Source organism: Streptomyces sp. NBC_00075 (assembly GCF_045041225.1).
Taxonomy (GTDB): Bacteria; Actinomycetota; Actinomycetes; order Streptomycetales; family Streptomycetaceae; genus Streptomyces; species Streptomyces adonidis.
The window spans coordinates 938,114-963,308 of the sequence record NZ_CP108243.1 but is presented as its reverse complement, the minus strand read 5'-3'; the positions used below and the strand labels follow the sequence as shown (position 1 = coordinate 963,308).

Below are 25,195 nucleotides of genomic sequence, written 5' to 3'. Positions count from 1 at the left end.
GCGATCGCTGCGGTTCTCGTCTCCACCGGTTCCTGGGCACCTCGCCGCGCCCCTGAACCGGCAGGCGCGGGCCGCCTCGGAGCCGTGGGCCGGAGATCCGGATCCGACTGGACCAGGGCCGCGCGCTCCGCGTCCTGGTGGACGACGAACTCGTCTGCCAGGACGCGGAACGGGCTGGCTTCAGCGTCGTACGGGCCCGCTGCACGGCCGAGTCCGGCGCGCCGAAGGATGCGCGGGAGGGTGAGGGCCGGACCTGCGGCGGTCGCCCACTACGGTTACTCGCCGTCCTCCAACCGGAAACCGACCTTCAGCCCGACCTGGTAGTGCTCGACCTGCCCGTCCACGATCTGGCCCCTGACCTGCGTGATCTCGAACCAGTCGAGGTTGCGGAGGGTCTGCGAGGCGCGGGTGATGCCGTTGCGGACGGCCTGGTCGACCCCCTCGTGCGAGGTGCCGACGATCTCCGTGACCCGATAGGTGTGGTTCGACATGCGGGGCTCCTCTCCGCGGTGACGGCGGCGTGGCGTCACCTGTGTCCGGTGTGTGGGGCGCGTCACTCCACCGTGCCCCAAGCGGCGGCGGAGCGCGAGGCGTCCCGGACACACAGGAGGGGATAAAAGTACGATATGCCAACCCATCTGATGATATAAGAATCACGTCAGGAGATGGGACCGCACGCGTGGTGGTTCACGCGGCTGTGCCCGAGATCTGCCGATCAGGGGTTGAGAGGAGACCATGCGGCGGTTCAGAATCGCGATGTCCCGACAGGCGCCGACTACCGTGGCGCGCCGCCCCGTCCACCGTGAGGAAACGTGGGCGCAGTGGTATCGCCCCTTCTCGGTCTGTGTGGACCTACTTGCCGCGGCCCTGCCGGTCGCTGCGACGTTCGTGGAGGTCGAAGAACCGCACCCGCTGCGCCTGGCGGCCACCGCAGCCCTGCTGTGGCCGCTGATCGGGCTGGTGAGTAAGCGCAACACGCCCTCGGCCTGGGGCGACGGAGGCGGCCTCCGGGCCGTCATACGGGACTGGCTGGTCCTGGTCGGCGCCCTGGCGACGCTTCGTGTGGTCTGCGGACTGGACAGCGTGCCCGCCGAGGCGTTCACGGCACTGATCCCCGCGCTGGTCGTCACGGGGGTCTGTCAGAAGATGATTCACCGTCACCTGCTGGCCGCCCGCCGGGAGGCCCGCGCCCTGCGTCACGTGGTGATCGTCGGCGAACCACCGACGGTCGACGCGGTGGTGGAGCAGCTCTCCCAGCGCACGGACCACGAGTACGTGATCGTCGGCTCCTGCCCGGTGGGAGAGGGCGACGTGCGCTCCGGGGTGCAGGTGTGCGTGCGGCTGCCCTGCGAGGCGCCCGAGACGCCCGAGGAGGACGCCGCGGCCGTGCTCGGGGCGGCCGACAAACTCGCGGCCGACCTGATCTTCGTGGCGCCGGGCCGGCACATGTCGGGCGACCGGGTGCGCCGGCTGTCCTGGATGCTGCACGACAGGGGCCGCTCCCTCATGGTGCTGCCCGGCGTCGTGGACGTGGCACGCCGGCGGATGCGGCTGACCTCGGCGGCCGGACTCACCCTGCTGCACATCGCACCACCGCTGCAGCGCGGCGCGCACACCGTGGCGAAGGCCGTGCTGGACCGGGTGGGCGCCCTGGTGCTCCTCCTCCTGCTCTCACCGCTGCTGCTCGTGCTGGCGCTGGCCGTCCGGCTCGGCTCGCCGGGTCCGGTCGTCTACCGCCAGACCCGGGTCGGCTGGAACATGCGGCAGTTCGCCATGTGGAAGTTCCGCACCATGGTGGTCGGCGCGGACCGGCTCAAGAGCGGTCTGGAGGCGGAGAACGAGAACGACGGGCACATGTTCAAGATGCGGCGGGACCCCCGGGTCACCCCGGTCGGCCGGATCCTGCGGCGTTACTCGCTGGACGAACTGCCCCAGTTGTTCAACATCCTCTTCGGCCACATGTCCCTGGTCGGTCCACGTCCCCCGTTGCCCGAGGAGGTCGTCAAGTACAACGGGATCGAGATGCGCCGGCTCAGTGTCAAACCGGGCCTGACCGGGCTGTGGCAGGTGAGCGGCCGGTCCGACCTGTCCTGGCGTGAAACGGTCGCACTCGACCTGCGTTACGTCGACAACTGGTCGCTGACCGGGGACATGAACGTCATGGCCCGTACCGTGCGCGCGGTGCTGGACGGCCAAGGCGCCTACTGAACAGGAGTGTGGGCCCGTGGGGCGTGCCGTCGGCCGGACCGGCACGCCCCACGGGCGGTCCTCCATCCAGGCAGGTCTGCCGCCAACACGCGGTGATCGAAGGTGCTCCGTCCTCGGGGCCGTGAAGGATCGCGGACGTGGACGTCTTGGGCCCCCCGAAGGGACACCGTCATGGCAAAGACCACAGCCGCACAGCCCGCGGCCGCACAGCCCGAAGCAGCAGAGCCCGCAGTCGCACCGCCCGGAGCCGCCCCGCACGCGGGTGACGCGGCAGGGAAGACGGCGTACCGCGCGGTCGTGGCGCGATCCCTGCGCGGCTTCACCGGTGCCGGCTACGAGAAAGGCCGCCCCCTGCTGGTCCAGGCGGCCTGGTTCGCGGCTCTCCATCTGCTCTTCGTCAAATGGTGGTTCCCGGCCCGGTGGCGGCCGGTACTGCTGCGTGCCTTCGGCGCCCGTGTCGGAGAGCGGGTGCTGATCCGGCGCGGGGTGCGCGTGCACTGGCCGTGGAAGCTGGACATCGGCGACGACGTGTGGATCGGCGAGGACGCCTGGATCCTCAACCTGGAACCGGTGACGATCGGCCAGGACTGCTGCGTCTCCCAGAGTGCGCTGCTGTGCACGGGCAGCCATCTCCGTCGTTCCGCCACCTTCGAGTTCGACAACGGCCCCATCCGGCTGGAGCCGGGCTGCTGGGTTGCGGCCCGCGCCGTCGTGCTGCGCGGCGTCACCGTCGGCCGGGACGCGGTGGTGGGGGCCGGTGCCGTCGCGCACCGGGACCTGGCGCCCGGCTCGGTCCTGACGGCGAGCGGCACGCCGGGAGCGGCCCCGGCCGTATCAGCGAAGGGAGTCACGGCATGAGACTGGTCCATGTGGTCACGCTCGTCAGCGACGACGGGGCCTTCGGCGGTCCGACGAGCGTGGCCGTCGCCCAGCTCGAGGAATGCGCCGCCCGCGGTCACGACGTCACGCTGGTGTCGCTGTGGCGGGGCAGGGCCCGCGCTTCGGAGCGTGTCGGAACCGTCCGTTTCGTCTCCCGCCCGGCACGGCGCCTCGTCCCGGGCCGAGGGTGCCTCGGACTCGCGCATCCCCTGCTGCTGTGGGACCTGTGGCGGACCATGGGGCGCGCCGACACCGTTCACCTTCATGCGGGACGGGACCTCGTTTCCCTCGCCGGGCTCGCCGTCGCCCGGCTCCGGCGCACGGACTTCGTCACCCAGACGCACGGCATGGTCGAGCCCCGCACAGGTCTCGTCGCGCGGGTGTTCGACAGTCTGTACGTGCCCCTGCTGCGCCGGGCACGCTGCTGCCTGGTGCTCACCGAGCGGGAGCGACGGGCACTGACCGAGGTGCTGGGCCCGGACGGGCCACCGCTGGTGTCACTGCCCAACGGCCTGCGCACGTCCGGCGAGCGGCCGGGCACTCGGCCGAGGGACGACAACCAGGTGATCTTCCTCGCCCGGCTGCACCCGCGCAAGCGCCCCGAGGCGTTCGTCGAGATGGCCGCCCTGGTCCACAAGGAGATCCCCGAGGCACGCTTCACGCTGTACGGAGCGGACGAGGGATCCCTCGCGGCGGTGAACGGGCTCGTCATGGACCGCGGGCTGACGGATGTGGTCTCCTACGGCGGCGCGCTGGAGCACTCCGCGGCGCTCGAGGCCTACCGGAGAGCCGCCGTGTACGTCCTGCCGAGCGTGCATGAGCCGTTCCCGATGACGGTCCTGGAGGCACTGGCCGAGGGAACACCGGTCGTGTGCACGGACAGCAGCGGCATCGCGGCCGAACTGGAGCGCGGACAGGCGGCGCTGGTGACCGACGGCAGCCCGGAGGCCCTGGCCGATGCGGTGGCCGCGCTCCTCGTCGACGAACAACTGCGCAGCCGACTGGCCGAGGCGGGTCGCCGCGCGATCGACGAGGTGTTCTCCATCCGGGCCGTCGTGGACCAGCTCGAGGGCATCTACCAGGACCGGCCGGGCGCGGGGTGACACAGGCGCGACGACCGCCGGCCACCTCGGACCCGCCGGATCGACGGCGAGCCCTGGGTGGCCGGCGGCTTCGACCGACCAGGGGAGGCGGGCCGGTGAGCCGCCGTCCGTGAGGAGAACGGCGGACTCCCGCGGCGGACCGGTCAGCGTGCGGCGCGGCGCTTCGCCGTCCGGAGGATGTCCTCGAAGCGCGAGGCGCAGTCCTCCAATGCGAACTCCCGTTCGGCCAGTGCGCGGCTCTCCTTGCCGAGCGCTTCGGAACGCGCCGGGTCGGACAGGACCTCCTGGACCCAGGCGAAGGCGTCGTCGAGTGAGGACTCCTCCGGCGGGAAGACAGCCGACCCCGCCTCGCGCAGCAGCTGCGCGGCCAGGTTGTCGGCGGGCATCAGGCCGAGCACGGGACGCCCGGCGCACAGATAGGACAGTGTCTTGGACGGGACGGAGAACTCCCCCGCGTCCGCCGCCAGGAGAACAACGAGGAGGTCGCCGGTGCCCAGGACCTCGGGCAGCCGCTCGTAGGGTTGGAAGGGCAGCAACGTCAGCTCGACGCCGCGGGCGGCCGCGGCCTCCCGGAGGACGGGCACGGCCGGACCGTCGTTGACGACGACGAGACGCACCGGAGCGCCGCGGTCCCGCAACCGTTCGGCCAGCTGCACCAGCAGGACCGGATTGTGTTTCAGCCCCAGGGTGCCGGAGTACAGCATGGTCCGCACTCCGCTCAGACCCTGCTCGGCCGACCAGGCGTTGGCTCGGGCCACCGGCACGATCTCGTCCAGCGGTGCCCAGTTGGGAATGACGGTGACCTTGCCGGCGGTGCCCCACTGCTCGTGGATCCGCACGAATGACTCGGCGATCACCACGATGGCCGAGGCCCGGCGCGCCGACCACTTCTCGCCCGCCCCGAAGATGGTGGCGGCGACGCCCATCGACTTCGCGACGTCGGCGGCGGCGAAGCGCTTGAGTGCGACGGCGGTCACGTCCTGGTGCCACAGCACCCAGGGGATGCGCAGCCGCCTCAGCACGGCCGCCGCCACGACCAGCACCGGAATGGGCAGATTGGACAGCATCACCACATCGGGCTTCTCGCGCCGTACCTGCCGGGCCAGTTCGAGGCCCAGCAGGGTCTCCTGATGGAGCCGGCGGAAGTACGCCTCCTTCCTGAGCGCGGTGCTGTCCCCGATGGTGACGAAGCGGAGGCCGGGGGTGTCTTCGGCGAGGTTGCCCTTGCCGGAGACGTAGGCCGTACACGTGGAGTGGACGACATCGTGACCGCGGCGTGCCAGCTCCCGGCTGAGCTGGGCCTGGAACGGGTGGCCGCTGTAGTCGTGGACGAGGATCCTCATCGGCTCGCGGTGTCCTGGTGCTCGGTCGGGTGTCACTGGTGGGAGCGCTTGACCTGGTCGTAGACCCACGCGTAGGTCTTCTCCAGACCGTCGACGAGGGAGACCGACGGCTCCCATCCGTAGATCTCGCGGATCAGGGTGTTGTCGGAGTTGCGCCCGCGCACGCCCTGCGGGGCGTCGAGCCGGTGGGCGCGCTCGCAGCGGACGCCGGCGATCCGCTCGACGATGTCGACGAGCTGGTTGATGGTCACCAGTTCCGACGATCCGAGGTTGACCGGTACACCGCTGTCCCCGTGCATGATCGTCTGGCTGCCGTGGAGGCAGTCGTCGATGTACATGAAGGAGCGGCTCTGCTGTCCGTCGCCCCAGATCTGCAGCCGGTGGTCACCGGAGAGGACCGCCTCGGCCACCTTCCGGCACACCGCGGCCGGAGCCTTCTCCCGTCCGCCGGTCCAGGTGCCGTGCGGGCCGTACACGTTGTGGTAGCGGGCGACGCGGGTGACGAACCCGTGGTCCTCGGTGTAGTGACGGCACATCCGCTCGGAGAAGAGCTTCTCCCAGCCGTAGCCGTCCTCCGGCAGCGCCGGATAGGCGTCCTCCTCCTTCAAGGCGGTGACGTTCGGGTCGGTCTGCTTGTCGGCCGCGTAGACGCAGGCGGACGAGGAGTAGAAGTAGCGCTCCACGCCGGCCTCGTGCGCCGCCTGGAGCATGTGGGTGCTGGTCAGCACCGACATCATGCAGGCGGCCTTGTTGTTCTCGATGAAGCCCATGCCGCCCATGTCGGCGGCGAGCATGTACACCTGCCGGGCGTCCCGGACGCCCGCGCGAGCACTGTCCAGGAGCGACAGGTCGGCGATCACGTTCTCGGCGTCCTCGTGGACCTGGTACCACTCGTGCCGGGGCTTGATGTCGATGGAGCGGACGGTCAGCCCCTGGGCGAGCAGGTCGCCCACGAGATGACCACCGATGAATCCGCCGCCTCCAGCGACGACGACGTCGACCCGCTTGCTCATGCGCAACTCCTCTGGGAATCCGGAGATCTGATCTGAGGTCAGCCGGCCCGCCGCTGCTCGTGACGCCGGTCCATCACCGGGCTGCGCGGAGACCTGCGCGATAAGCTATGCAGACTTGTCATGATTTGCGGTAAATGGCACGCCACCCGATGAACAAGATCACCCGATGGCTCTCTCGCCGAGGTGGCGGCGCCGAAGTCAAGGATTCGTGCGCGCCTGGGGCGATTTGCTAATTAAGCACGCTATATATCGTTCGATGATGTTTCGTCCAGAATGCTCACTCGGCAGAGAGGTCGGGATGCAGGACGCTCGCGTCCGCAGTGTGGCTGCGGTTTCCCTCTGGGCCGTGGTGCTGACCGTCCTGCTGCCGGGGCTGATCCTCCAGTCGGACGGCGTGCACCTGTCGGCCGCACTGGCCCTGCAAGGTGTCGTCGTGGCGCACACCGGCGGTGCGCTCGCCCGCGTGCTCACCGCGGGCACCGTGCGGTTCATCGCCTTCGGTTTCTGGGTCTTCGTCTACATCTGGCTCGGTCTGGCCCCCTTGGCTATGCTCGCCGCCGACACCTACCCGTGGCCCAACCGGACCAGCGAGGTGACCGCCTTCCAGGCGGTGGCCGTCGTCGAACTGGGTCTCGTCGCCTACAGCGCCGGAACGGCCCTCGCCGCCCGCCGTGGCCACGCCCGCGCGGCCTGTGCTCCACCGGGATTCCTGGAACGACTTCTCTCCCGGCGTCTTTCCCCCTGGCGGCTGCTGGCACTGTGCGGGCTCGCCCTCGCCCTGGCGGTGCTGCTGATCTCGGGCCAACCCGGCCGTCTCGGCGCGTACTTCACAAGTCGTCAGGCCATCACCGAGGTCGGTGCCCCCGACAACGGGCAGGGCGGCTTCATGCAGGTGCTGCTCAGCTGGTCGCTGTCCGTGCCCGCTTTCTGGGCGCTGCTGGGCCTGCTGCGCGTACCCCGCCTGCCCGGCGGCGACCGATGGCTGCGCGGCGTCCGCTGGCTGCTGCTGCCTGTGCTCCTCGCGCTGAACGCCGTCGTCAACAACCCCATCAGCAAGCCGCGGTTCTGGGTCGGCACGGTCCTGCTGACCCTGCTGTTCACCGCGCCCCGGCTGTGCCGGCCCCGTGCCTTCCGCATCGCGGCGGCCGCTCTCATCGCGGCGCTCCTGCTCGTCTTCCCGTACAGCGACTACTTCCGCTACAGCGAGCGGGAGGACGTCGCCGTCGTCTCCCTCGCCGACCAGTTCACCACCAACGGCGACTACGACGCCTTCCAGCAGGTGCAGACCGGACTCGACTACGCCCGGGAGAACGGGTTCTCCCCGCAGGACGCGCTCGGCCCCCCGCTGTTCGCGGTGCCGCGCTCGATGTGGCCCGGGAAACCCGACGACACCGGCATCACCCTGGCCAGGTACGCGGGGTACGACTTCCTCAACCTCTCCGCGCCCCTGTGGATCGAGAGCTACCTGTGGGCAGGCCCCTACGCGGTGGTCATCGTGTTCCTCCTGCTCGGCGCGTTCGGGCGGCGTGCGGACGACGTACGCCACCGGCTGCGCGACCGGCCGGACACCGTCGCCGCCCTCATGGTCCCCGCCTTCGCCTTCTACCAGATGGTCCTCCTGCGCGGCAGCCTGCTCGGCATCGCGGGCCCACTGACCCTGCTGCTGGCCATCCCGCTGCTCATCAGCATCCCGACCGTCAGGACATCCCGGTTCCCCTCATCGGCGGCGCCGACCGCACCCACCCGTCATGCATCGATCCCCGGAACAGGAGGGCACCCGTGACCGGCCCCACCCCCATCGACGACCGGTACGACGAGCCGGACCAGCTACGCGACCAACTGCGCCGACTCCTGCGCCACCGCGTCCTGATCACGCTGGGAATCCTCCTGGGACTCCTCGGCGGGCTGGCGCTGTCGCTGCAGCGAGCTCACACCTACACCGCCACCAGCGAAGTCCTCGTGCGCTCCACCACCGACCCCTTCGGCGCGGTCGGCGTCTCCGCCGACAACCAGGTCAGTATGAGCACCGAGCAGCGGATCGCCGCCAGCGCGGCCGTCTCCCACCGCGTGCCACGACTCCTGGGTCGCCCCGACAACCAGGCCGGCACGCTCGGCGCCCGGGTGCGGGTCACCAATCCGCTGAAGTCCCAGGTACTCCGCTTCGAGTTCACCGCCCGCGGGCCCCAGCGCGCGGCGCGCGGCGCCAACGCCTTCGCCGAGGCCTACCTCGCCGACCGCAAGAGCCGCAACGACGCCACGGTGCTGCGGGCCACCCGCGCTCTGGAGCAGCAGATCACCGTGCTGAACCAGCGGCTGGCCCAGAACCAGCTGGAGCGGGCGACCGCGAAGCCCGCCGCGCAGAACCAGCTCTACAACCTGCAGAAGAAGGTCCTCGACATCAAGTCCCGCGACACCGACGGCGGTGACATCGTGCGCAGGGCCGTGGCCCCGACCCTGCCCGTGGGCCCCGGTCGGAAGACCCTGCTCGCCGTCGGACTGGCCTGCGGTCTCCTCCTCGGCATCGTGCTGGCCTGGATGCGCTCCGCCCTGGACACCCGGGTCCGGTCGGTGGGTGAGGTACGGGCCGCCCTGGGCGCCCCGGTGCTCGGCCTCCTGCCCTCGGACGACGGGGGCGACGACGCGCTGCTGACGGTCGGCCACACGGACAGTCCTCGCACGGAGGCGTACCGGGCCCTGGCCTTCCGTCTGCGGCAGTTCGGCAGCCCGGCCGGCCCCGGCAGCGTCCTGGTCGTGGCCCCCCGGCGTGCCGACGCCGCCGAGGAGGTCGGCGCCAACCTGGCCGCGGCCCTCGCCGAGGAAGGTGGCGACGTGCTGCTGGTGGACGCCGCCCCCGACACCTCCGGACTGGCCGGACGACTGCCGCTGCTGCCGTACGAAGCCCCCGCCCTGAAGGAGGGGTTCCGCTCCGAGAGCGGCGTCCTCGTCGACGCCGACGTGACCGGACGCCTCACCTTCTCCTCGGGCGGCCACACCGGCCCGTACACCCGGGCCGCCCTCTCCGGGACCGACCGGACGGGGTCCGAGACCGACATCTCCACCGTCGTCGTCACGGGGCCCTTCCTCGAGCACGCCGACGTGCTGGCGGTCGCTCAGCGCGTCGACGGCATCCTCGTGGTCACCGGCCTCGACGGCACCCGGCGCGACGACCTCCGGCAGGTGCAGGAGCTGATCGGCTGCTCCGGCGGACGCCTCCTGGGGGCGGTCCTCGATGCCGGGCGCCCACGCCGACGGCTGCGCGCGCTGTTCCGCCGCCGGAAGAACGGTCGCGTGTCGCCCGTCGACACCTCGACCATGGACCTTCCCCTGTACGACGGCACGCTCACCGTCACCCGCCGATGACCGCACCCGAAGCGACCGCTCGCCGCCGCGCCGGGGCCACCGCCCCGAGCGGGGTGGCCGCGGCCGCACGGGGCGGCTGGTGGGGGATGGCGGGGTCTCTCGCGAACGCCGTCTTCTCCTTCGTCTTCGTCGGCCTGATCACCCGGGCCGTCGGAGCGAACGGAGCGGGAGCGATCTTCACGGGCGTCGCCCTGTTCACCATTCTCAGCAACGCCTGCAAGCTCGGTGCCGACACCGGGCTTGTCCGCTTCGTCCCGCGCGACCTCGCCGTCGACGACGGCCGCTCGGTGGGGGCGCTGCTGCGCACGGCCGCCCTGCCGGCGGCCCTGGCCGGCACCACGGCCGCCGTGCCCCTGCTGCTGTTCCCGTCGGTGGCCACCACGCTCCTGCCCCACCTGCCCCCCGCGGACGCCGTCGCCCTCGTCCGGCTCTTCGGACTCTTCCTGCCCGCCGCCACCGTGGGCACGATCCTGCTCGCCGCCACCCGGGGCTACGGCACGGTCGTGCCGTTCGTCGGCGTGGAGCAGATCGGCAAACCGGTGCTGCGCGTGCTGATCGCCGTCCCTGTGGCCTGCTACGCGCCCGGACTGCTGGCCCTGGCCTCGGCCTGGCTGCTGCCCGCGCTGGCCGGCTCCGTGGCCGCCTGGTTCGCCCTGCGCCGCTGCCGCGCCGGCCACGGTACGCCGTACACCACGGGACCCGGGTCCGTGCCCTGGCGGACCTTCTGGGGTTTCGCCGCACCCCGCGCGGTCTCCTCCGTCTTCGACATCAGCGCCGTATGGGTCGGCGTCATCCTGCTGTCGATCATGGCCACGGCCGACGACGCGGGGGTCTACACGGCGATCGGCCGCGTCGTCACCGCGGGCGCCCTCATCCAGCTGGCCGTCCGGCTCGCCTCCGCACCGGAGATCAGCCGCCTGCTCGCCGTCGACAAGGCCGCCGAGGCGCACGATCTGCACCGCGTCTCGACCTGCTGGATCGTGCTCTTCTCCTGGCCCCTGTTCCTCCTCGTCGCCGGCTTTCCGCGGACCGTTCTGTCCGTCTTCGGGCCGGAGTTCGTCGACGGTGCGCCCGCCCTGGTGCTGCTGTGCGCCGCCTCGATGGTCAATGTCGCGGTCGGCAACGCCCAGACCGTGCTCCTCATGGCCGGCCGCAGCTCCTGGCACCTGGCCGTCACCGCCGCGGCGTTCGCGGTGCAGCTGGCCGTCGGCGTGTTCGCCGTGCCGGCCTGGGGTGTGCTCGGCGCCGCCGCGTCCTGGGGTGCGGCCATCGTCGTGGAGAACCTCGCGGCGGCCGTACTCATCCGGCTGGGCCTCGGCTTCACCTCCGTGAGCCGCGGCTACGTGAACGCCCTGGCCGCCGGTCTGTTCGTCGCGGTCGCCCTGGCGGCCTCCCGCGCGCTGGCAGGTGACACACCGACAGGACTCGCCGTGGGAATGGTCTTGGGAATATGTGTATTTGCTACTAGTTTGTGGCGATATAGGACGCCGCTGAGAGTGAGCGAGCTGGTCGGAGTGCTGCGCCGACGCGCTGCATGAGCCCAGACACGGTCGTACCGTCCGGGCTCACCCTGTCGGCGTCACCTCCTCCGTACCACTCCCACAACTGCCACCGGGGTGTCCCTTGCGCCTGAGAAAGCTCCGCACGAAATCGGTCACGACGGCGGCTGTCACCGCCCTCGTCTGCACCACGGCCCTGCTCGAAGCCTTCCCCGTCGCTGCCGCCGACGGGACGTTCACCGCCGATCCGCTGGCCACCTGGCAGACGAACGGCATCGTCTGGTCGCTGGCCTCCGCGAACGGCGTCGTCTACGTCGGAGGCACCTTCGACTCGGTCCGCCCACCCGGTGCCGAGCCCGGCCGGGGCGAGGTGGAACGCCACAACTTCGCCGCCTTCGACGCGGTGACGGGCAAGCTGCTGCCCTGTGCCCCGTCCTTCACCGGCCTGGGCCGCACCGTGCGGGCCATGAAGGCCTCGGCGGACGGCCGCGTGCTGTACGTGGGCGGTTCCTTCAACCGCGTCAGATCCACCAGCGTGGCCAGCGCGGTCGCTCTCAACACCGCAGGCTGCTCGCTGCGCGAGAGCTTCCGCCCGGCGGTGTCCGCCACCGTGCGGGCCATCGACGTGACGGACAGCGCGGTGTACCTGGGCGGTGACTTCGGCCGCGTCGACGGCAAGGTGAGGCAGCGTGTCGCCGCCATCTCCCCAAAGGGCTCCCTGCTGCCCTTCTCGGCGACCCTCGACCACCCGGTGCGCGCCCTGTCGGCCGCGACCTCGCACGGGCGCGTCTTCGTCGGAGGCGACTTCGAGTCGGTCAACGGACGCCAGGACCGTTCGCTGGTCGCCCTGAACCCCACCACCGGCGGGACGGTGCTCTCCTATCCTGGATGGTTCCCGTCCCAGTCGTCGGTGAAGGCCATCGCGCGCGACAGCACCCGCTTCTACGTGGGCGCCGAGGGCCACGGCAGGGGCATCTTCGACGGCCGCATCGCCGGCCGGCTGACGAACAACACCCTTCTGTGGAGGGACACCTGCCGCGGCGCCACCCAGGCCCTGCTGCCCTACAAGGGCGTCCTGTACAGCGCCTCACACGCGCACGACTGCGCCGAGACGCCCGGAGGGTTCCCCGAAAGGGGAGACCGGCAGCACCTGCTGGCCCAGCAGCTCAACGACCGCAGGATCCTGCACTGGTTCCCCGACACCAACGACGGACTGGGCGAACACGTGGGTCCCCGCACCCTGGAGGTGGGACGCGGCATCCTGTGGGCGGGCGGCGAGTTCACCACGGTCAACAACAAACCGCAGCAGGGCCTCACCCGCTTCGGGAGCCGCGACACCGGAGCGCCGATGGTTCCCGCCCTCTCGGTGGCCGACACCGACCCCGGCAGGGTCACCCTCGCCTGGCGCACCTCATGGGACCGGGACGACGCCCAGCTGACGTACAAGATCTACCGGGACGGGAAGCTCGTGGCACGGCGGACCAAGTCGTCCGCCTACTGGGACCGTCCGCGGATGAGCTACACCGACTCCGTGGCCGCGGGCACGAGCCACCGGTACGCGATCGAGGTGACGGACGGGACGAACACCTCGCCCAAGTCCGCCGCCCTGAGCGTGACCGTGCCGAAGGCGGAGGAGCGGGCCAAGGGTGAGACGCGGTGACCCGCATCGGATTCGCCCCCGGCGTCTACGACCTGTTCCACGTCGGGCACCTCAACATCCTGCGTGAGGCACGCCGGCACTGCGACCGTCTCGTCGCGGGGGTTACCTCCGACGACCTTGCCGCACGCCTGAAGGGCAGGCTGCCCGTCGTTCCGCTCGCCGAGCGCCTGGACATCGTCCGTAGCGTGCGTTACGTGGACGAGGCCGTCGTGGAGGCGGACGTCGACAAGCTGAAGACATGGAAGCGGGTCGGTTTCCACGTCATCTTCAAGGGTGACGACTGGCGGGGAACCCCCAAGTGGGAAGAGCTCGAGCGCCGCTTCGCCCCGGTCGGTGTCGAAGTCGTCTACTTCCCGTACACCGCGCACACCTCCAGCACCCTGCTGCGCGGCGCCCTTCAGCTGCTCTCGGCGCACGAGCCGACGGAGATGCCCTCAGCGCAGCTCGCGGAACCACTTCCCCAGGAAGGCGGCCATGAACAGGACATGGGCGAGCAGCAGCGCGCAGTACACCGAAAGGAAGACCTCCTGACTCCCCAGGAATAGGAAGCTGACGCAGGTCAGGCCGTAGTCGACCGGGAGGAGCAGCACGGATCTCAGTGCTGGGACCGGCCCAGTCGGCGCCGGGACATCACCCGGTGTCCGCCGCTTGAGCTTGTCCGTCAGAATCCCGGCGAAGAAGATCACCACGGCCGCGAGCTGGAACAGCATCGGTGCCAGGAGAAACTCCGGGCCCGGCAGGGAGAAGAACCGGTAGAACGACACCAGCACCACCAGGTGGAGGGCGACGATCTTGACGCAGTCCAGGACATGGTCGAGCCACTCGCCCGACGGGCTCCCCGAGCGCTGACCCCGCGCCAGCTGACCGTCGGCCGCGTCCAGGGCGAACCCCACGGCCAGGGCCGCGCCGACGCAGACCGCCATCGTCGGCCCGGGTGGCAGCAGAGCCACCGCGGCCAGGGCCGGGAAGGTGAACAGGGCGCCGAGCACGGTCAGCTGATTCGGCGTCGCCCCCACCCGGTAGGCCAGCGCGGCCAGTACACGACCGGCCGGACGGTTGATGAACAGGGTGTAGAGCGACACCCCCTTCGAGGGCTTCTGTGCCGCCGACAGCTGTCTGAGTACCGCAGTAAATTCTGACATTATCCTCCTTTATGGGGCAAAACGTTAGAGAGAAGGCAATCATGGCAGAAAGGGGAGGCTCCATGTCTCGTGTGAGCCGTCGTCAACTTCTGCGTGGCGGAGCGACGGTGCTGGCCGCGACGGCCCTGACAGCCCACAGTGCATCCGCCGCCGTGGGGCCGGAGGGCACTCCCGCCCCACCGGGCGGCCCCTTTGAACCCTGGCGAGGGCGTCCCTCCGGCGACCCGCTGCTCCGAGTGATCGATGTGACGCAGCTCGGCGCGGTGGGCGACGGACGGACCGACGACAGCGCGGCGTTCGAGCGTGCCTACCGTCTCGCCGCCACCCAGGTCTCCGGCGGCGTCGGACGCACGGTGATCTGGATTCCCGCCGGCGAGTTCCTCATCACGCGTCCGAACGCGCTGATGAACGGAGTCGCTCCGCTGCGGCCGGCCAACGGGCTGCGCTTCGTCGGGGCGGGCAAGCGTATGACCACCCTCGTCTTCCGCCCGAATGCCGGCCCGGGCTCCTATCTGTGCCGCAACGAGGACATCTGGTCGAACGTCTCCTTCGAGCGCATGCAGTTCCGCTCGGCCACACCGGGTGCCTCCTTCTTCAGCTCGTACTCCACCGGGCAGGCGCAGGACTACCGGTTCTCCGAGTGCGAGTGGATGGGGGAGTGGGAGTTCGGGCTCGCCCTGGAGGGTACGGACACCAACTCGGAGATGCGGTGGGAGGCGTGCCGGGTCGGCGGCAGCTACCGCCGGGCCTTCCTGTACTCGGGTCTGACCCGGCGCGGGCAGGCGGACGCCAACGACCAGGACCAGTTCCTCAACTACTGGTTCACCGACATGAAGGTTGAGTACGAGTGGGGCAACTTCCTCGAGTTCCCCTACGGCGGATCGATCACCTGCCGGGGCGGCTCGTACATCATCACCGGCACCCGCCCGGTGAGCACCGAGGAGTACGGCGTCAGCAGCACGTTCTTCCGCTTCCCCGTCGCCCAGCACCATGACTCGGTGCAGCGGTTCCACGCCCAGGACATCCGGTTCGAGGTGCGCAACCCGAACGTGCGGATCATCGACAGCGAATGGAGGAGCGGAACGATCCACTTCAGCGACTGCGACGACACCGGGAACGCCTTCCGGGACTTCTCCGCCGACGTGCGCCCGCACCGCTACTCGGTGGGGCCGCGAGGGCCGTTGATCCGCTACGACTCCTGCCAGTTGGTGGGCCACCACGAATACCGGACCGACGGCCGGCGGCATCCCCTGTCGGCCGTCGCCCGCTACGACATGTGCCTGCTGCGCAGCCACGCGGTGAGCGCGTTCGTGGTCGCCGACAGCACCGACTTCGTCAGCTTCGTCGACTGCCTGGACGTCCCCCGCACCGACGACACGCCCACGCAGGCCGACCCCGGCGGCCCGGGCTCCACGACCAGCCCGGTGGCACCCGGGAGCCCGCCGCCGCCCGCCGCTGATGCCGCCCCGCCCACCCCGAGCCCGCCGCCCTCCGCGGCGCCGGCGGCCGGCGGGTGATGCGTTCCGGACGCCGGCCCGCGGTGAGCCGAGCCGTCAGCGCACCACGCTCAGCGACAGCGCGAAGCGGTCCGCGCCGTCCGTCCACCAGTGCCGCAACTCCAGTCCGGCAGCGGCCAGTTCGGCGCCCACACCCTCCTTCCGGAACTTCGCCGACACCTCCGTACGCAGTTCCTCGCCCGCCGCGAAGTCCACGGCGAGATCGAGTGCGGGGATCTTCACGGTCTGCTCGGTGAGCGAGCGCAGCCGCATCTCGATCCACTCGTTCTCCGAGTCCCACAGCGCCACGTGCTCGAAGGCGTCGGGGTCGAAGTCGGCGCCCAACTCGCGGTTGACGACGGTCAGTACGTTCTTGTTGAACGCGGCCGTCACCCCCGCCGCGTCGTCGTACGCCGGGACCAGCACCGACGCGTCCTTGACCAGGTCCGTGCCGAGCAGCAGCGCGTCGCCCGGCGACAGCAGGGCGCGGACCGAGGACAGGAAGCCGGCCCGCTCGGCGGGCAGCAGATTGCCGATCGTGCCGCCGAGGAACGCCACCAGCCGGGGCCCGGGCGTGCCAGGCAGCGCCAGACCGCCGGTGAAGTCGGCGATCAGGGCGTGCACACCGAGCCCCGGCCGCTCGGCGATCAGCGCCTCGCCGGCCTGCCGCAGCGCGCTCTCACTGACGTCGACCGGGACATAGGTCTCCAGCTCCGTCAGCGCGTCCAGCAGGTACCGCGTCTTCTCCGACGAGCCGGAACCCAGCTCGACCAGCGTGCGCGCACCGGTCACGGCGGCGATCTCCCCGGCCCGCGCGACGAGGATCTCGCGCTCGGCCCGGGTCGGGTAGTACTCGTCCAACTCGGTGATCTGATCGAAGAGTTCGCTGCCGTGCGCGTCGTAGAACCACTTCGGCGGGAGTGTCTTGGGTGTGCGGGTGAGCCCGTGGAGAACGTCGGCGCGCAGGGCGGCCTCCGTGGCGTCCTCGGGCAGGGTGCGGGTGACCAGGAACGGACTCACGTACGAAGCTCCTCGGGTGGTACGGATGCCATGTCGCCGCTCGTGTCGCTCAAGTCCTGGAGCGGGGTGAGCCGTACCTCGGTGCGGCTCGCGATGACGAGGGTGCGGTCGGGTACCTCCTGCCAGCGGGGATCGTCGTCGTACGGTTCGGAGGCCACGACCGTGCGCGGTCCTGGCCCGGTGAGGTGGAAGAGCGTGTCGCCCCAGGTGGTCGCGGCGATCGTCGTGCCGTCGGTGAGCAGCAGGTTGAGCCGGGACCCGGGGGCCGCCTCGGCGACCTCCAGGACCGTCCGGGCCAGCGCCTGCCCGACATCGTCACCGGCACGCAGCCGGTGCAGCACCAGCGCCCACACGAACGCCGAGTCGCAGCGCGCCTCCATCGACAGCAACTCCTCGGCGGGCAGCGCCTGTACGAGCGGCGCGAGCGACCCCGGCCAGCCCTTCACCGCCCCGTTGTGCCCGAACAGCCAGGCACCGGCGGCGAACGGCGCCGCCGCTGCCTCCCCGTCGGCGCCCGCCACCGTCGCGTCCCGTACGGCGGCGAGCAGCGCGCCGGTACGTACGACCCGGGCGAGGTCGGCGAAGGACGGGTCCGCCCAGACGGGCCCGGTACGCCGGTAGCGGGCCGGTACCGGATCGCCCTCGGCGTACCAACCGACCCCGAAACCATCGGCGTTGACGGTGCCGTACCGCTGGTGCCGGGGCGCCCACGACTGCCGGTACACCCCGTGCGGCGGCTCCACGACGAGGCTGCCGATCGCCTCCGGAGGCCCCAGATAGGCGAGTTGACGGCACATCAGACGGCCTCCGGGGTGCGGGCGGTGCGGAACCCGGAGAAGATCTGCCGCCGGATCGGATAGTCCCAGTTGCGGAACGTACCCCGGCAGGCCACCGCGTCCACGGCGAACGAACCGCCGCGCAGCACCTTGTACTCGGGCCCGAAGAACACCTCCGAGTACTCCTTGTACGGGAACATGCTGAACCCCGGGTACGGCGCGAAGTCGCTCGCCGTCCACTCCCACACGTCACCGATCAACTGCCGTACCCCGAGCGGCGATTCACCGGCCGGATACGAACCGGCGGGCGCCGGCCGCAGATGCCGCTGACCGAGGTTCGCGTGCTCGGGCCCGGGGTCGGTGTCGCCCCACGGGTAGCGCGTCGAGCGGCCGGTCGCCGGGTCGTGCCGGGCGGCCTTCTCCCACTCCTCCTCGGTGGGCAGCCGGCGCCCGGCCCAGCGGGCGTACGCGTCCGCCTCGTACCAGCAGACGTGCACGACGGGCTCGTCGGGCGGTACCACCTCGGTGACCCCGAACCGCCGCCGCAGCCACTGCCCGCCGTCCCGGAACCAGAACTGCGGTGCGTACAGCGAGTGTTGGCGGATGTGTGCCCAGCCGTCCGGTGTCCACCAGCGCGGGTCGTCGTAGCCGCCGGCCGCGATGAACGCCTGATAGGCGGCGTTCGTGACCGGGGTCGTGTCGATGAAGAAGGACGCCACTTCCCTCCGGTGCGCGGGTCGTTCGTTGTCCAGGGCCCATGGCTCGGCGGAGGTGCCCATGATGAACGGCCCACCGGGGACCAGGACTTCGGCCGGACCTGTGAACAGGGGAGCGGGAGCGGGATCGGGGGCATGGAGCACCGCCGGTCCCTTCCTCAGCTGATGGGTGATCAGCATCGTCTCGTCGTGCTGCTGTTCGTGCTGGGCGATCATCCCGAAGGCGAACCCGGCCTCGGTCAGCCGTGCGCCCGTTCCCTCGAACGCGGCGCTCTCCAGCACGTCCAGGGCCCGGCCGCGCACCTCCGCCGCGTACTTACGGGCCTCGTCGGGTGGCAGCAGCGGCAGCGAGGGCCGTTCGGCGCGCGAGTGCTCGAAGGCGTCGTACAGGCCGTCGATCTCGGGCCGCATCGGCTCCCGCCCGGCGACCGCCCGCAGCAGCCACATCTCCTCCTGGTTGCCGATGTGCGCGAGGTCCCACACCAGCGGGGACATCAACGGCGAGTGCTGGGCGGTGAGTTCGGGATCGTCCACGGTGGTGAGGAGCGCGGTTCGCGCCCGCGCGGTGGTGAGCGCCGCCAGGGCACGCTCCCGGAGTGTCTCCGGATCCAGGGCGGGGTCGGTCATGTGCGGAGATCCTTCCCGTACGAGGTCCCGTGCGCACGCCGGTCCGTGCCGCCCAGGCGGTCGAGCAGGTCGTCGGCGGGGCAACGACCCGGTATGACATAGCGGTCGAGGTACGCGGCGACAGCGCCGACGACCTCCTGGCTCGCGCCCATCCGGGGCAGTGCCTCCAGGGCGGCCGAGAAACAGACGACGGCCACCTCGTGCAGCTCCGGGTCGGTCAGTCCGTAGCGGGCCGCGTCGGCCCACAGCGGGTTGTGCGGGGCGGGCAGTGACTGGGTGCGCTCGGCGAGCGGCTTGACCGCCCGGTAGGCCCGCTCGGCCGCCTCGGGGTCGTCGAAGAGCGCCGCCGTGACGGCGAGCGGGACGATCCAGCCGTCGTCGCCCGGCTGCGCGTCGATCATGCGCAGTTCGAGATGGCCCCGCGGTCTGACCGGCGGGAACAGGGTCGTCAGGTGGTAGTCGAGATCCTCCTGCGTCGGCGGCCGGGGCACCCCGGACCGGATCCACTCCCGGAACGTCAGCCCGTCCTCCGGCACGTCCCAGGGCCCGCTGTCCCGTCGTATGCACATCACCGGGGCGTCGAGCACGTGCTCGGCCCACGCGTGGCGAGGGTCGGCGTCCAGAGCGGGCGCGCCCGCCCGTCCGGCGCCGATCTCCATCCACAGCACCTGCCGGGTGGAACGCCAGCCGGTGGGATGGCGCACGGCGAGCGGGGAGTTGGCGAAGGCGGCCACGAGGACCGCGCCGAGCTGATGCGCGAGCCACCAGCGCCGTCCGTGCCCGAGAGGCCCCGGCTCCTCGTTACCGGCGTCGAGACACACCTGCACGGAGGCCGAGGTGCACATCATGGCGCGGCCTGCCGGGCCGGTGAGGTCGAGGGAGCGCTCCAGGGCGTCGTAGCGCGGCTCGTGCAGGAAACGCCTGGGCGGGTGCCAAGGGTCCTGGCCGATGCCGACCAGGCCGAGACCGTCCTCGCGCAGTACGGCGCGGACGGCGTCCAGGTCGGCGGAGACGGATCCGATGCACTCCATCAGGGTGTCGGCGGGAGCGGAACTGAGTTCCAGCTGACCGCCCGGTTCGACGGTGAGCGCCGACCTGAGAGGCAGGGTCCGCAGGGAAGCGTAGGCCGCTTCGAGCCGTGCGGGTGTCACGGGGAGCTGCGGCTGCCGCAGCTCATGGACGAGCCATTCCACCTCGACGCCGAGGGTACGAGGTGGTCCGGTCTTGAAACAGATTCCCCGGACGAGGGCTTCGACCTCGGCCTCGGAGAGGGCGGTGCGGCGTTTGGTACAGCCACTCGCCGAAGTGGCAGTGGACGCATCGGACATGTAGGGATCCTCCTGAGATTCCACCATGCCGCCGGCCCGGCTTCGGGTGGGCCGGTCAGGCAACGCTCGTCCCACCCAAACCCCTCGCGCCGAATCGCACAAGGGTGCACATGGGCACTTACGGGACGGTGGATCTCCGTTTCCGTGGTGTTTCCGGGCCGTTCGCCGACCCGGGAAACTCTGTTGCACCGCATGTCCAGCATCACCCACGATGCCTGCATGAGCACGGCGGGGGAGCGAGTACCAGGCACGGTCATGGCGCACACGGGGGTGGCGCCATGAGCGCCCGCCTGCGTGACCTCGCCCGTGGTACGGAGGAGATCGTCGCGGCCGGTTCCTACCGAGCGTCCGACGGACGCGAGGTACGACTCGCCGCGGCGATCAAGGCCGCCCGAGCGGGCACACGCCTGTACGGCCCGGCCTCGCTGGATGTCCCCCCGGCACCCGCACCCCTCGCCACGGCCTTCGAGGTCACCGGCGAGAGCAGCCTGGAGGCGGCACGCCGCCTCCCCGGCCCGGTGGCGGTCCTGAACTTCTCCTCGGCCCGCAACCCGGGCGGCGGCTACCTGAACGGCGCCCAGGCCCAGGAAGAGGCCCTGTGCCGGGCCTCGGCGCTGTACACCTGCCTGCTGGAGGTGCGCGAGTTCTACGACCACCACCGCACCCACCGCGACCCGTTCTACACGGACCGCGTCATCCATTCACCCGAGGTCCCGATCTTCCGGGACGACCGGGGCCACCTCCTGGACACCCCGCACACGGCGGGCTTCCTGACCTCGGCGGCCCCGAACGCGGGAGTGATCCGACGCACGACCCCGGAGCGAACCTCAAAAATCCCGGGCGCCCTGGCGAGCAGGGCGGAACGGGTCCTGGAAACGGCAGCGACAGAGGGCTACCAACGCCTGGTCCTGGGCGCATGGGGCTGCGGAGTCTTCCAGAACGACCCGCGCACCGTGGCGGAAACGTTCAGAGACCTGCTGGTGGGCGGCCGTTTCGAGGGCAGATTCGAGAGGGTGGTCTTCGCGATCCTGGACCGCACGAGGGCCGCGACGACAAGGACCGCATTTGAACACATGTTCGCTGGAGTGAGCGCCCCCTAGGGCGAGGCCGGCTTTTAGGGGCGCGGGGAACTGCGCGACCAGCCCCCACCGGCGCGCACCCGACGAACAACCAGACCTCACCGCCACCCATACCGCTCCTGCAACCGCCGAACAACAGAGTTGAACCGCATACGATCCAACGCACAAGCCTCCCGCCGCATCCCGTCCTCGAACAGCCGCAGCACCCGATCCACATCAACCCAGGAATCGCGCCCGGTCCGATCCCATGGCCCGCTCCCAATGGCGACCCACTCCCGATCCCCGTCATGCCGCTTACTGGACAGCTGCACGGCAAGAAACGTCCCGGCAGCCTCCCGAGCGACAACAAGGACGGGCCGGTCCTTGCCCCTCCCGTCGTTCTCCTCAAAAGGCACCCAGGTCCACACGATCTCCCCGGGATCGGGATCCCCGTCGTGGGCGGGCGAGTACTCCGTACGCACCCGCCCCACATCGCGAGGATCGGCCTCGGTGGTGGCGGAGGGGCCAAAACGCCCCGGAACATCGGCATCGGGAAAGGCAGTCACGAGGCTCACGTTAGAGCCTGCGGACTGCCCTTCCACGCATCACCCCTAGTCCTTCTCCACCGCCACCTTCTGCACTTCAGGACCCGCCACCCCGTTCAGCGCCGAAGTCCCGTTCACCGCCTGCCCGTTCTGGTTCATGGACGCGAGTAGCTGTCGCGCCAGCCCCAGCCCGGTACCGCCCATCGTGAGCGCCTTGGCAAGCATCTCCGCCATGCCATCCGCCCCGTTGAGCACCACCATGTTGTCCACGCTGCCGAACGCGGACGCACCGGCCTTCACGATCTCCGGCCAGTTCTCGGCGAGTTGCTGGGCGACCACGGCCTCCTGGTTCTCCGCGAGAGCCGCGGCCCGCGCCTTGATGGCCTCCGCCTCCGCGAGCCCTTGTGCGCGAGTGGCCTCGGCGGCGGCGAGGCCCTTGGCCTGCGATGCAGCAGCCTCGGCCTCACCGGTGGCCTTGGTCGCCATCGCGGCGGCCGCACCCCGTGCCTTGGTCGCCTCGGCCTCGGCGGTCGCGGCCGTCTTGACCCGGTTCGCCTCGGCCAGGGCCGCGAGTTCGGTCTCCTTGGCCTTGGCCTGCGCCGCCGAGATACGCGCGTCACGCTCGGCCTCGGCCCGCGCCCGCGTCTCGTAGGCCTGCGCGTCCGCCGGCTTGCGGACGTCCGCCTGGAGCTGCTGTTCCCGGCGCAGGGCGTCGAGTTCGGCGATACGGGTCTCCTGGACGACGACGTCCTGCCGGGCGGCGGCATCCGCGAGGGGTCCGGCCTGGCGGGCCTTCGCCGCCGCCTTGTCGCGCTCCGCCTGGTACCCGGCCTGGAGGATCTCGCTGTCGCGGGTGGCCTCCGACATCCGGGCCGCGGCCTTCTGTTCGGCCTCGGTGGCGAGTCGGTTGGCCTCGGCCTGCGCGATCCGCGCGTCCCGCTGGACGGCGGCGGCGTGCGGCATGGCGAGGTTCTTGATGTACCCGGTCGGGTCCTCGATCTCGTGGATCTGGAGAGAGTCGACGATCAGCCCGAGCTTCTCCATCTCGGTCCCGCACGCGGCCCGGGTCTGCCCGGTGAGCTTCTCCCGGTCGCGGATCATCTCCTCGACGGTCAACCCGCCGACGATGGACCGCAGATGACCGGCGAACACGTTGTGCACCCGCTCCGCCATCATCTTCTGCTGGTCGAGGAAACGGCGGCCCGCGTTGGCGATCGACACGAAGTCGTCGCCCACCTTGAAGATGACCACGCCCCGCACCTTGAGCGGAATTCCCTGGGTGGTCACGCAGTCCACGTGCAGTTCGGTCTCGTTCAGATCGAGCGAGATCTTGCGCACCGCCTGCATCCCGGGCAGCACGAGGGTGCCGCGCCCCGTGACGATCCGGAACCCCATGCCTTCCTCAAGGCCTTCGGTCCTGTGCTTGGAACCGGAGATGATGAGTGCCTCGTTGGGTTCAGCGACCCGCCACATCATCTTGAACACACCGATGAGCACGAGGATCCCGGCTACCGCGATCCCCGCAACGACGCCGACGAACATCGGCATACGCCCCCTTTGCATGGTGCCCTTTCGGCACCGAACGAAGGCAAGGGTGCTCCTGCGCGGGGCAGGGGTACAGAAGCTGACGAATCCTTGTTGCAAGTTTGACGCACACGTGATCATCCGCAGACGAATCGGTCACCCGGTGTGCCCGGCCGGACTCAACTGTCGTACGCGGCGGTGACGTAGACGGTCCGCGGCGGCAGATACTCCACGACCATCACCACCGTCCCCCGCTCGATACGGTCCTGCGCGGCGGCCGGGTACGCCAGGAAGTGCTCGGCCCCGCCGCGCACCCGGACGATCACCTCGCCGACCAGCCCCGGTCCGATCGTGCCGGTCACCCGCCCCATCAAGCCGACCATCGGCGCGTCGTCCATGGTCACAGCGTACGGGCCGAAACCCCCTTATGCCGCTGCCGAGTCGGCGACGGGTTCGAACGGCGGCCACCGCTCGTGCCAGCGCAGGTCGGCCTCCAACTGCGCGGCCAGCGAGACGAGCAGCGGCTCACTGTTCGCCGGACCGAGCAACTGGGCGCCCACCGGCAGCCCTTCGCCCACGAACCCGGCCGGGACGTTCACCCCGGGCCAGCCCAGCACGTTCCACGGCCAGGCGTACGGACAGGCGGCGATCATCGCGCGGTCGGTCGCGAACCCGTTCAGCGGCAGCATCGCCCCGATGCGCGGCGGGGGAGCGGCCGTGGTCGGCGCGAGGATCACGTCGTACGAGGAGAACAAGGCGCCGATCCGCCGCTGCAAAGCGGACTCCGCACGCCGGGCCAGCCGCAGCGGGGGCCCGCCGAGCAGCCGGCCCAGCCGGGCGGCGTCCCGGGTGCGCCGGTCCAGGAGCGCGGGGAACGGGGCCTCGCGGACCCGCTCGGCGAGACCGGCGGTGGCGCGGGGGATGAAAGTGAGCCCGATCTGCCCGTACGCGGGGTTGGCCTCCTCCACCGTGTGGCCCAACGAGGCAAGTTTCTCCGCGAGTTGGACGATCCTGGCCCGTACGTCGGGCTGGAGCCGGGCGGGCAGCGCGGTGAACGGCGGTTTGAGGGAGAGCGCGATGCGCAGCCGCCCGGGGTCGCGGCCTGCCGCCTCCGATGCGCTGATCGACGGCGGCTGGTGCAGGTCCCGTACATGGTTGCCGCTCGCCGCGTCCAGGAGGAGGGCCGCGTCCGCGACCGTACGGGCCAGGGTGCCGTTGACCGTGATGCCCTGGAAGGACTCGGGGCGCGGCCAGGTCGAGACGCGTCCGCGCTGCGGCTTGATGCCGATCAGCTGGGTCCAGGAGGCGGGGATGCGCACCGAGCCGGCGCCGTCCGAGCCGAGGGCGGCGGGAACCAGGCCGGCGGCGACGGCGGCGGCCGAACCGCCGGACGAGCCGCCCGGGGTGTGGCCCTGGTGCCAGGGGTTGCGGGTGGCGCCGAAGGCGGGGCCCTCGGTGAAGGGCCACTGGCCCAGCTCGCAGGTGTTGGTCTTGCCGACGACGATCGCACCGGCCGCGCGCAGCCGCCGTACCGCCTCGCCGTCCTCGGCCACCGGCGGGAACTCGCCGGGGCAGCCGAACGCGGTCGGCTCGCCCGCCACGTCCGTGTCGTCCTTCACGGCCACCGGGACGCCGAGCAGCGGCCGGCGCCCGCCCGCCGCCAACTCCCGGTCGGCGGCGTCGGCTTCGGCGAGCGCCGCCTCGGCCCGCACGAGCCGGAAGGCGTTGAGGGAGGGCTGGCTCGCCCCGATCCGGGCGAGGGTCTGCTCGACGAGCGTCCGCGAGGTCACCTCGCCGGCGGCCAGCGCACGGGCGCACTCCGCGAGTCCGGCGGCACGCTCGGCAGTCATACGGACACCTCCGTCGCGCTGCGGCGGTGTGTTCCCCATAGCGATTTC

22 protein-coding genes and 1 pseudogene are annotated in these 25,195 nt (G+C 70.9%); 11 read left to right on the top strand and 12 right to left on the bottom strand.

Annotation, left to right across the window (positions count from 1 at the left end):
- Positions 1 to 65: 65 nt before the first annotated feature.
- A pseudogene (locus OG787_RS04350) lies at positions 66 to 254 on the top strand (hypothetical protein); the annotation flags it as partial.
- A 21-nt stretch (positions 255 to 275) separates the two neighbouring features.
- Here OG787_RS04350 and OG787_RS04345 read toward each other — a convergent pair.
- Positions 276 to 491, bottom strand: coding sequence for a dodecin (locus tag OG787_RS04345; protein WP_369032224.1), 216 nt, complete (start codon positions 489 to 491; stop codon positions 276 to 278).
- A 355-nt stretch (positions 492 to 846) separates the two neighbouring features.
- Here OG787_RS04345 and OG787_RS04340 point away from each other — a divergent pair, with 355 nt between their 5' ends.
- The 3 genes from OG787_RS04340 to OG787_RS04330 all read left to right on the top strand — a co-directional run bounded on the left by OG787_RS04340 (position 847) and on the right by OG787_RS04330 (position 4,190).
- A complete protein-coding gene (locus tag OG787_RS04340; protein ID WP_405540405.1) occupies positions 847 to 2,208 on the top strand; it encodes a sugar transferase in 1,362 nt (453 codons plus the stop codon).
- 171 nt (positions 2,209 to 2,379) lie between these two features.
- The gene (locus OG787_RS04335; RefSeq protein WP_405534332.1) at positions 2,380 to 3,066 is read left to right on the top strand and encodes a DapH/DapD/GlmU-related protein; all 687 of its coding nucleotides are present in this window, start codon (positions 2,380 to 2,382) and stop codon (positions 3,064 to 3,066) included.
- Complete coding sequence (locus OG787_RS04330; protein ID WP_369032227.1) at positions 3,063 to 4,190, top strand: glycosyltransferase; 1,128 nt, start codon at positions 3,063 to 3,065, stop codon at positions 4,188 to 4,190. Before OG787_RS04335 ends, OG787_RS04330 begins: the two co-directional genes overlap by 4 nt.
- A 143-nt stretch (positions 4,191 to 4,333) precedes the next feature.
- Here the strand turns inward: OG787_RS04330 and OG787_RS04325 are convergent, their stop codons facing one another.
- Together OG787_RS04325 and OG787_RS04320 are read right to left on the bottom strand one after the other, a co-directional pair.
- Positions 4,334 to 5,533: a glycosyltransferase family 4 protein gene (locus tag OG787_RS04325; protein ID WP_369032228.1), complete on the bottom strand. Its 1,200-nt coding sequence runs from the start codon at positions 5,531 to 5,533 to the stop codon at positions 4,334 to 4,336.
- Between the two features lie 32 nt (positions 5,534 to 5,565).
- The gene (locus OG787_RS04320; protein ID WP_405534331.1) at positions 5,566 to 6,546 is read right to left on the bottom strand and encodes an NAD-dependent epimerase/dehydratase family protein; all 981 of its coding nucleotides are present in this window, start codon (positions 6,544 to 6,546) and stop codon (positions 5,566 to 5,568) included.
- 298 nt (positions 6,547 to 6,844) lie between these two features.
- Here OG787_RS04320 and OG787_RS04315 point away from each other — a divergent pair, with 298 nt between their 5' ends.
- From OG787_RS04315 to OG787_RS04295, 5 genes are all read left to right on the top strand, one after another.
- On the top strand, positions 6,845 to 8,329 hold the full coding sequence (locus tag OG787_RS04315; RefSeq protein WP_369032230.1) for a hypothetical protein: 1,485 nt from the start codon (positions 6,845 to 6,847) through the stop codon (positions 8,327 to 8,329).
- On the top strand, positions 8,326 to 9,906 hold the full coding sequence (locus OG787_RS04310) for a hypothetical protein (RefSeq protein WP_369032231.1): 1,581 nt from the start codon (positions 8,326 to 8,328) through the stop codon (positions 9,904 to 9,906). Before OG787_RS04315 ends, OG787_RS04310 begins: the two co-directional genes overlap by 4 nt.
- Positions 9,903 to 11,444 carry a lipopolysaccharide biosynthesis protein gene (locus OG787_RS04305; protein ID WP_369032232.1) on the top strand — a complete coding sequence of 514 codons (1,542 nt, stop codon included), beginning with the start codon at positions 9,903 to 9,905 and terminating at the stop codon, positions 11,442 to 11,444. Before OG787_RS04310 ends, OG787_RS04305 begins: the two co-directional genes overlap by 4 nt.
- A gap of 85 nt (positions 11,445 to 11,529) precedes the next feature.
- Positions 11,530 to 13,065: a fibronectin type III domain-containing protein gene (locus OG787_RS04300; protein ID WP_369032233.1), complete on the top strand. Its 1,536-nt coding sequence runs from the start codon at positions 11,530 to 11,532 to the stop codon at positions 13,063 to 13,065.
- Positions 13,062 to 13,610, top strand: coding sequence for an adenylyltransferase/cytidyltransferase family protein (locus OG787_RS04295; RefSeq protein ID WP_405534330.1), 549 nt, complete (start codon positions 13,062 to 13,064; stop codon positions 13,608 to 13,610). Before OG787_RS04300 ends, OG787_RS04295 begins: the two co-directional genes overlap by 4 nt.
- On the opposite strand, the gene OG787_RS04290 is transcribed toward OG787_RS04295, so the two are convergent.
- On the bottom strand, positions 13,500 to 14,207 hold the full coding sequence (locus tag OG787_RS04290; RefSeq protein WP_369032234.1) for a CDP-alcohol phosphatidyltransferase family protein: 708 nt from the start codon (positions 14,205 to 14,207) through the stop codon (positions 13,500 to 13,502). The genes OG787_RS04295 and OG787_RS04290 overlap by 111 nt on opposite strands.
- A gap of 62 nt (positions 14,208 to 14,269) precedes the next feature.
- On the opposite strand from OG787_RS04290, the gene OG787_RS04285 reads away from it, so the two are divergent.
- Positions 14,270 to 15,724 (top strand): glycosyl hydrolase family 28-related protein, encoded by a 1,455-nt coding sequence (locus tag OG787_RS04285; protein WP_405534329.1) that lies wholly within the window; start codon positions 14,270 to 14,272, stop codon positions 15,722 to 15,724.
- 36 nt (positions 15,725 to 15,760) lie between these two features.
- On the opposite strand, the gene egtD is transcribed toward OG787_RS04285, so the two are convergent.
- The 4 genes from egtD to egtA are packed head-to-tail and all read right to left on the bottom strand — an operon-like array spanning position 15,761 to position 20,170.
- Positions 15,761 to 16,723, bottom strand: a complete 963-nt coding sequence (egtD, locus tag OG787_RS04280) for an L-histidine N(alpha)-methyltransferase (RefSeq protein ID WP_405534328.1) — start codon at positions 16,721 to 16,723, stop codon at positions 15,761 to 15,763.
- On the bottom strand, positions 16,720 to 17,520 hold the full coding sequence (egtC, locus tag OG787_RS04275; protein ID WP_405534327.1) for an ergothioneine biosynthesis protein EgtC: 801 nt from the start codon (positions 17,518 to 17,520) through the stop codon (positions 16,720 to 16,722). The genes egtD and egtC overlap by 4 nt, the downstream gene beginning before the upstream one ends.
- On the bottom strand, positions 17,520 to 18,842 hold the full coding sequence (gene egtB, locus OG787_RS04270; protein ID WP_405534326.1) for an ergothioneine biosynthesis protein EgtB: 1,323 nt from the start codon (positions 18,840 to 18,842) through the stop codon (positions 17,520 to 17,522). Before egtB ends, egtC begins: the two co-directional genes overlap by 1 nt.
- Positions 18,839 to 20,170: an ergothioneine biosynthesis glutamate--cysteine ligase EgtA gene (egtA, locus tag OG787_RS04265; RefSeq protein ID WP_405534325.1), complete on the bottom strand. Its 1,332-nt coding sequence runs from the start codon at positions 20,168 to 20,170 to the stop codon at positions 18,839 to 18,841. Before egtA ends, egtB begins: the two co-directional genes overlap by 4 nt.
- A 278-nt stretch (positions 20,171 to 20,448) precedes the next feature.
- Between egtA and OG787_RS04260 the strand changes: the two genes are divergently transcribed.
- Entirely contained in the window at positions 20,449 to 21,270 is an 822-nt protein-coding gene (locus OG787_RS04260) for a TIGR02452 family protein (protein WP_405534324.1), read from the top strand.
- Positions 21,271 to 21,347: 77 nt separating this feature from the next.
- Here OG787_RS04260 and OG787_RS04255 read toward each other — a convergent pair whose 3' ends face one another.
- The 4 genes from OG787_RS04255 to OG787_RS04240 form a co-directional block, all read right to left on the bottom strand.
- Positions 21,348 to 21,794 (bottom strand): type II toxin-antitoxin system PemK/MazF family toxin, encoded by a 447-nt coding sequence (locus OG787_RS04255; RefSeq protein WP_369032241.1) that lies wholly within the window; start codon positions 21,792 to 21,794, stop codon positions 21,348 to 21,350.
- Positions 21,795 to 21,839: 45 nt separating this feature from the next.
- On the bottom strand, positions 21,840 to 23,321 hold the full coding sequence (locus tag OG787_RS04250; RefSeq protein WP_369032242.1) for a flotillin family protein: 1,482 nt from the start codon (positions 23,319 to 23,321) through the stop codon (positions 21,840 to 21,842).
- Positions 23,322 to 23,476: 155 nt separating this feature from the next.
- Positions 23,477 to 23,701 carry a hypothetical protein gene (locus OG787_RS04245; protein ID WP_369032243.1) on the bottom strand — a complete coding sequence of 75 codons (225 nt, stop codon included), beginning with the start codon at positions 23,699 to 23,701 and terminating at the stop codon, positions 23,477 to 23,479.
- Between the two features lie 21 nt (positions 23,702 to 23,722).
- Complete coding sequence (locus OG787_RS04240; protein ID WP_405534323.1) at positions 23,723 to 25,147, bottom strand: amidase; 1,425 nt, start codon at positions 25,145 to 25,147, stop codon at positions 23,723 to 23,725.
- Between the last annotated feature and the right edge of the window lie 48 nt (positions 25,148 to 25,195).

Bases quoted from the DNA above. Each gene is read 5' to 3' on its own strand.
- OG787_RS04345 (WP_369032224.1), bottom strand. From the start codon at position 491: ATGTCGAACCACACCTATCGGGTCACGGAGATCGTCGGCACCTCGCAC.
- OG787_RS04335 (WP_405534332.1), top strand. From the start codon at position 2,380: ATGGCAAAGACCACAGCCGCACAGCCCGCGGCCGCACAGCCCGAAGCA.
- OG787_RS04330 (WP_369032227.1), top strand. From the start codon at position 3,063: ATGAGACTGGTCCATGTGGTCACGCTCGTCAGCGACGACGGGGCCTTC.
- OG787_RS04325 (WP_369032228.1), bottom strand. From the start codon at position 5,533: ATGAGGATCCTCGTCCACGACTACAGCGGCCACCCGTTCCAGGCCCAG.
- OG787_RS04320 (WP_405534331.1), bottom strand. From the start codon at position 6,546: ATGAGCAAGCGGGTCGACGTCGTCGTCGCTGGAGGCGGCGGATTCATC.
- OG787_RS04315 (WP_369032230.1), top strand. From the start codon at position 6,845: ATGCAGGACGCTCGCGTCCGCAGTGTGGCTGCGGTTTCCCTCTGGGCC.
- OG787_RS04305 (WP_369032232.1), top strand. From the start codon at position 9,903: ATGACCGCACCCGAAGCGACCGCTCGCCGCCGCGCCGGGGCCACCGCC.
- OG787_RS04290 (WP_369032234.1), bottom strand. From the start codon at position 14,207: ATGTCAGAATTTACTGCGGTACTCAGACAGCTGTCGGCGGCACAGAAG.
- OG787_RS04285 (WP_405534329.1), top strand. From the start codon at position 14,270: ATGTCTCGTGTGAGCCGTCGTCAACTTCTGCGTGGCGGAGCGACGGTG.
- egtC (WP_405534327.1), bottom strand. From the start codon at position 17,520: ATGTGCCGTCAACTCGCCTATCTGGGGCCTCCGGAGGCGATCGGCAGC.
- egtB (WP_405534326.1), bottom strand. From the start codon at position 18,842: ATGACCGACCCCGCCCTGGATCCGGAGACACTCCGGGAGCGTGCCCTG.
- egtA (WP_405534325.1), bottom strand. From the start codon at position 20,170: ATGTCCGATGCGTCCACTGCCACTTCGGCGAGTGGCTGTACCAAACGC.
- OG787_RS04260 (WP_405534324.1), top strand. From the start codon at position 20,449: ATGAGCGCCCGCCTGCGTGACCTCGCCCGTGGTACGGAGGAGATCGTC.
- OG787_RS04250 (WP_369032242.1), bottom strand. From the start codon at position 23,321: ATGCCGATGTTCGTCGGCGTCGTTGCGGGGATCGCGGTAGCCGGGATC.
- OG787_RS04240 (WP_405534323.1), bottom strand. From the start codon at position 25,147: ATGACTGCCGAGCGTGCCGCCGGACTCGCGGAGTGCGCCCGTGCGCTG.